The sequence below is a fragment of the Vibrio sp. V42_P2S4T144 genome (genome assembly GCF_009904715.1).
Lineage (GTDB): Bacteria > Pseudomonadota > Gammaproteobacteria > Enterobacterales > Vibrionaceae > Vibrio > Vibrio alginolyticus.
Genome location: NZ_WXWS01000553.1, coordinates 1 through 6,265 on the forward strand (window position 1 = coordinate 1; position 6,265 = coordinate 6,265).

General features: G+C 44.9%; 4 protein-coding genes and 2 pseudogenes. 4 read left to right on the forward strand and 2 right to left on the reverse strand.

What is annotated here, in order from left to right; all coding sequences use genetic code 11:
- Positions 1 to 87 (reverse strand): annotated as a pseudogene (locus CAG68_RS18335) (phosphoenolpyruvate synthase regulatory protein); the annotation flags it as partial.
- 251 nt (positions 88 to 338) lie between these two features.
- Between CAG68_RS18335 and ppsA the strand changes: the two are divergent.
- The 4 genes from ppsA to tyrS all read left to right on the forward strand — a co-directional run bounded on the left by ppsA (position 339) and on the right by tyrS (position 6,003).
- Positions 339 to 2,711, forward strand: coding sequence for a phosphoenolpyruvate synthase (gene ppsA / locus CAG68_RS18340; protein WP_005373822.1), 2,373 nt, complete (start codon positions 339 to 341; stop codon positions 2,709 to 2,711).
- A gap of 170 nt (positions 2,712 to 2,881) precedes the next feature.
- Positions 2,882 to 3,661: a hypothetical protein gene (locus CAG68_RS18345; RefSeq protein ID WP_005373824.1), complete on the forward strand. Its 780-nt coding sequence runs from the start codon at positions 2,882 to 2,884 to the stop codon at positions 3,659 to 3,661.
- Between the two features lie 193 nt (positions 3,662 to 3,854).
- On the forward strand, positions 3,855 to 4,661 hold the full coding sequence (locus tag CAG68_RS18350) for a response regulator transcription factor (protein WP_025767978.1): 807 nt from the start codon (positions 3,855 to 3,857) through the stop codon (positions 4,659 to 4,661).
- 82 nt (positions 4,662 to 4,743) lie between these two features.
- Positions 4,744 to 6,003, forward strand: coding sequence for a tyrosine--tRNA ligase (gene tyrS, locus CAG68_RS18355; protein ID WP_161441479.1), 1,260 nt, complete (start codon positions 4,744 to 4,746; stop codon positions 6,001 to 6,003).
- 107 nt (positions 6,004 to 6,110) lie between these two features.
- Here tyrS and potD read toward each other — a convergent pair.
- Positions 6,111 to 6,265 (reverse strand): annotated as a pseudogene (gene potD / locus CAG68_RS18360) (spermidine/putrescine ABC transporter substrate-binding protein PotD); the annotation flags it as partial.

Here is a 6,265-nt window from a genome sequence, read left to right on the forward strand (position 1 = left end):
GAGAACAACATGCCCTAATGTCTCACATGTTATCGCCGTACCGTCAGAAACATAGAACACATCACGACTTTGGTTATTTATTTGCATTTCTGTTTAATTTTTCAAAATCTTTTGAGTAGGATGGTACACATAATATTAATAAATCAGTTTGGCTTTCAGTTAGGTTCACCACAGCTTTAAAAATTCTTTTGAATTTTTTTCAGCCAGAACGTAATCGTTTGCCTTTGATATCAATCTAAATGAAGCAATGTATGGTCAACGTGTAATAACAGCCAACATGCGATTGTTTAGATCGATTTAAGTCCCCCTACTAAGCTGCAATGTTTCTGGAGAAAGACATGCAAAAGAACACCCTCTGGTTCAATGGCCTATCCATGGATGATGTCGACAAAGTCGGCGGTAAGAATGCTTCACTTGGCGAAATGGTTTCTAACCTAGCAAACGCAGGCGTTTCTGTACCAAATGGTTTTGCGACAACCTCATACGCGTTTAACCAATTCCTTGACCACGAAGGTTTGGATGAGCGTATTCACCAATTACTCGATGAACTAGACGTTGAAGATGTAGAAGCTCTGCGTAAGACAGGTGCAAACATTCGTCAATGGGTATTAGAGGCCCCTTTCCCTGCGGACCTTGAACAAGAAATTCGTGAAAATTACCAAGAACTGATCGAAGGCAATCCTGAGCTTTCAGTCGCAGTCCGTTCATCTGCTACGGCAGAAGACCTACCTGATGCTTCTTTTGCTGGTCAGCAAGAAACGTTTTTGAACGTGAAAGGCATCGACGCAGTACTAGAAGCAACTAAGCACGTTTACGCTTCTCTATTTAACGACCGTGCGATTTCTTACCGCGTTCACCAAGGGTTCGACCACCGTGGCATCTCGCTATCTGCGGGTATCCAACGTATGGTGCGTTCAGATAAAGCCTCGTCGGGTGTTATGTTTACACTAGACACTGAATCGGGTTTCGACCAAGTTGTCTTCATCACCTCTTCATGGGGTCTAGGCGAGATGGTCGTTCAAGGTGCAGTAAACCCTGACGAGTTCTACGTTCACAAGCCAATGCTTGAAGCAGGCGAACACCCAATCGTTAAGAAAACATTTGGTTCTAAGTTGATCAAAATGATCTACTCAGATAACCAAGAAATCGGCAAACAAGTTGATATCGTTGATACTTCTGATGAAGAGCGCAACACGTTCTCATTGAACGACGACGAGATCAAAGAGCTCGCAAAACAAGCAATGATCATCGAAAAGCACTATCAGCGTCCAATGGACATTGAATGGGCAAAAGATGGCATTGATGGCAAGCTGTACATTGTTCAAGCGCGTCCTGAAACCGTATGTTCACAAACGGAACAAAACGTGATTGAGCGCTACGAGCTACAAAACAAAGCGGATGTTTTGGTTGAAGGTCGTGCAATCGGTCAGCGCATCGGTAAAGGCGTGGTTCGCTTGGTTGACTCTCTGGACCAAATGTCTTTAGTCCAAGAAGGTGACGTGCTAGTTACAGACATGACTGACCCAGATTGGGAACCAGTGATGAAAAAAGCATCTGCAATCGTAACCAACCGTGGTGGCCGTACTTGCCACGCTGCCATCATCGCTCGTGAGCTTGGTATTCCTGCAATCGTTGGCTGTGGCGATGCGACAAGCAAGTTAACCGATGGCGCAACCGTGACCGTATCTTGTTCAGAAGGTGAAACGGGCTACGTTTACCAAGGTGAACTTGAGTTTGACGTAAAACGCTCTTCTGTTGATGAACTGCCACTGCTACCAACAAAAGTGATGATGAACGTGGGTAACCCTGATCGCGCGTTTGACTTCGCACAAATTCCAAATGAAGGTGTTGGTCTTGCTCGTCTTGAATTCATCATCAATAAGATGATTGGTATCCACCCGAAAGCATTACTTAACTTTGATGCACAAAGCGATGAGCTAAAAGCAGAAATCACTCAGCGTATTCGTGGTTACAAAGATCCTATCGATTTCTACGTAAGCAAGCTGACAGAAGGTATCGCAACCATTGCTGCGGCATTTTGGCCGAAACGCGTTATTGTTCGTATGTCTGACTTTAAGTCTAACGAATACAGCAACTTGGTTGGCGGTAAAGCATACGAACCGCATGAAGAAAACCCAATGCTTGGCTTCCGTGGCGCGTCTCGTTACATTTCTCCAGTGTTTGAAGACTGCTTCGAGCTAGAAACTCAAGCAATCAAACGCGTTCGTAACGAAATGGGTCTGAAAAACGTTGAAATCATGATCCCATTTGTTCGTACACCAAGCGAAGCAGCATCAGTGATTGATTTGCTAGCGAAGTTTGATCTGCGCCGTGGCGATCAGGGTCTTAAAGTCATCATGATGTGCGAACTGCCATCCAACGCGGTCCTTGCCGATGAGTTCTTGAAGTACTTTGATGGCTTCTCGATTGGCTCAAACGACATGACTCAGCTAACGCTTGGTCTTGACCGTGACTCTGGCGATGTCGCACATCTATTTGATGAGCGCAACCCAGCGGTTAAGGTGATGCTTCAAATGGCGATTGATGCGGCAACAAAAGCAGGCAAATACGTTGGTATTTGTGGTCAAGGCCCATCAGACCACGACGACTTAGCGGAATGGCTAATGGATCAAGGTATTAGCTCTGTATCACTAAACCCAGATACGGTTATCGATACTTGGTTAAAACTCGGTAAAGTTAGCAGCAAGTAACACACGATAAACTCTAGCCCTCACACTCCCCTTGTGAGGGCTTTGTTATTCACACGTCATTTCACAATCAGTTCGTGATTCCTCTCTCAAGTTCGTCATTTAGTCAATTTCATTATCAAAGTCTGATGACCTAAAATGAATGGTATATCGATAACTCCAGAGAGAATTTGATGAAAAAGCCTATCGCACTCCTTACTACATTGATGCTCCTGGCATCCCCTGCTTATGCCGATTGGGATGAAATTTCCAATAAAATGTCTGAGCTTGGCGACGCAGTTTCTGATACTGCACAAGATGCTTGGGACGACACCAAAGCGTTTTCAAAACAAGCGTGGCAAGATTTCACGAACTGGTCCGAGGAAGCGATCAATACCGCAGGCGAATGGACGGAAGCCAGCATCGAGAAAAGCAAAGAATGGATAGATGCTGCCGACAAAAAAATTGATGAGCTGATGGAAGGCGATACGCCAGAAGAAGCTCGCCAAGCCGTGGACTTAATGGCAGATAGCGCTTTGCTCAAGTTATTTAATGAAAAGCCGGAGGCAAAAGCTATTTACGACAACGCGTACGGCTACGCGGTCTTTGATTCTCGTAAATTATCTTTGCTGTTTCACACCAACTCAGGGTCAGGAGTCGCAGTGAATAAGGAAACAGAAGAACGCACTTATATGAATATGTTTGGTTTGGGCGTTGCACTTGGGGCTGGCGGCAAATTTTACCAACAAGTGGTTCTGTTTGAGAGCAAAGAAGACTTTGATACGTTCGTCAACGAAGGATGGGAGGCCACAAGTGAAGCCTCTGCTGTTGCGGGCGAAGATTCAGAGCAACTTTCAAAACAATTTAACAGCGGCGTCGCCGTCTATCAGTTGAACGCTAAAGGTTTGCTCATCGATGCTAACGTGTCTGGTTCTAAATATTGGGTTAACGAAGAGCTCACTAACTCGCAGTAATGCATAGCAACTAATCGCTTAAATAAAACCGTTGTTATGCACCCTTATCAATAAGTTAACGGGGATATGATTCCTCAAAACTGAGCACTTACGCAACTTTCTCTATGGAAGTCACCAGAAGATGGCGACTTCCCTTTCTCGTTGGATTGCTTTTGGTTATGCTTGCGCAAAACCACCTGCAATTCGGTATCCCATGCCTGACAATAACTTTAATAATCTGCTAGCAGAAGCAATTTCTGCTCTTAACACGCCTAACTTTACTCCTAAACTTATGCGTGTCATTCGCACTCTTTTTCATTTTGATTGCGCAGTTATTTTAGGTTACCGAGAAGGTAAACATCCTATTTATCTCTACGACTCAATTGAGAACGAGCGAGAGTTACTTTTTCAACGCTACCTTACTGACTCATTTCAAAATGACCCTTTTTTTCTCAAACTAAACGAAACAAAGCAACAAGGCGTATTTACGCTCAAAGACGTGGCGCGTAAAGGCGTTGATTTTACTTCCTACTGCGAACAGTTCTACCATCAGACCGGGTGGAAAGACGAACTGAGCATGCTAGTCGAAGTTGAATCTGGCCGTTGGGTCATGCTGTACTTCGGGTATATGAATGATGGAAAATACTTTTCTCAGCAACAAATCAATAAGCTAAAGCCCTATTTCCCGATAATTCAGTCGCTTTGTCAGCAGCATTGGAAACAAACGGAATTTACCTTTTCTGAGCCTGTTTTTGCACAGAGTGCTTATTCTGGCAGTATGCGATTAGCCATTGAGCAAGCTTTAGCAACGTTTGGCGTAGAATCACTCACCCGTCGCGAACAAGAGGTGGCTTCGCTTCTCGCTCAAGGGTTTGACACCAAAGAAATTGCCGCGCGGTTACACTTAGTTCAAGGCACGGTCAAAAATCATCGAAAGCGAATTTACTCGCAATTAAATGTGTCTTCATTGAGTGAGTTATTCCAGCTTTTCCTCAATCACCTCATTCTCCATTCAAGATAAAAAACTGTCCCTTAAGGGATATATCGAGAAAAGGTGTCGCGTTTTAGTCTGAATGTAACAACCACTAAGACAGACAAGAAGAATGACGACACCATTACTGCAAGATTTACAAGATCGTGGCTTGATTGCACAAGCCAGCGATTTGGAAGAAATTCAGACACTTCTCTCACAGCCACAAACCGTTTACTGCGGCTTCGATCCTACAGCTGGCAGTTTGCATATCGGCCACCTCGTGCCTTTGATTATGCTTAAGCGCTTTCAAGATGCCGGACACCAAGCTGTTGCCTTGATTGGCGGTGCAACGGGCATGATTGGCGACCCAAGCTTTAAAGCGACTGAGCGCAGTCTGAACTCAGAAGAAATCGTCTCAGGCTGGGTTAACGATCTTTCTAATCAAATTCAGCAGTTGATGAACCACCAACTGACCAAGCCGATGATCATGGTGAACAACGCTGACTGGATGAAAGCGATCAATGTGATCGACTTCTTCCGCGATGTGGGTAAGCACTTCTCGATCAATACTATGGTCAACCGAGAATCGGTAAGACAACGCCTGCAACGACCTGACCAAGGTATCTCCTTCACCGAATTTAGCTACGCCCTACTGCAATCGTACGATTTTGCCGAGCTAAACCGTCGATACGGTTGCCGTTTGCAAATCGGTGGCAATGACCAATGGGGAAACATCGTCAGCGGGATCGATTTAACTCGCCGTCAAAATGGTGAGCAAGTATTTGGCTTAACTCTGCCGCTGATCACCAAATCCGATGGCACCAAATTTGGCAAAACTGAAGGTGGTGCAGTATGGCTAGATCCTAGCAAGACCTCTCCTTACGCGTTCTACCAGTTCTGGCTTGGCGCAGAAGACGCCGACGTTTACCACTTCTTGCGTTACTACACATTCTTGAGCTGCGAAGAAATTGCCAGCATTGAAGCGCAAGACCAAGCAAGCCAAGGTAAGCCACAAGCACAACGTATTCTCGCTGAAGAAATGACGCGATTTGTTCATGGCGAAGAAGGCCTAGCCAGTGCCGAGCGTATCACTCAAGCTTTATTCAGCGGTAATGTGCAACAACTGAGTTTGGGTGAATTAAAACAGTTGGAGTTGGATGGTTTACCAAGCATTGAGAGCACACAACAAGATTTGGTTGAGCTGTTGATTGAGTCGGGCTTAGCAAGTTCGAAGCGTGTTGCACGCGAACACATCAGCAACAACGCCATCAGTGTAAACGGTGAAAAAGTGGCGGCTGATAACCCGAGTTTAAGCTTCCCACTGTTTGATCAATATTGGTTACTGCAACGCGGTAAAAAGCACTTCTGCCTCGTAAAGCGTGCCGCGTAGCAACACTCGCAGTACAAAACCTATAAAAAAATTCCCCTCACCACTTTCGTGATGAGGGGAATCCAAATTTGAACGATTTTAAGCCTAACAATAGGCAAAGACGTTGCTTATTGCGTTCTTAAACGTTGCCAGTACTTTTCGTAAATCGCTAACGTTTCTGCGCCAACATCATTAATAAACTCGCCTTTTTTCATGTCTTCTGATGAAGGGAAAATAGTACGGTTATTTTTCAACTCTTCTGGCAATTTGTCACGCCCAGCGT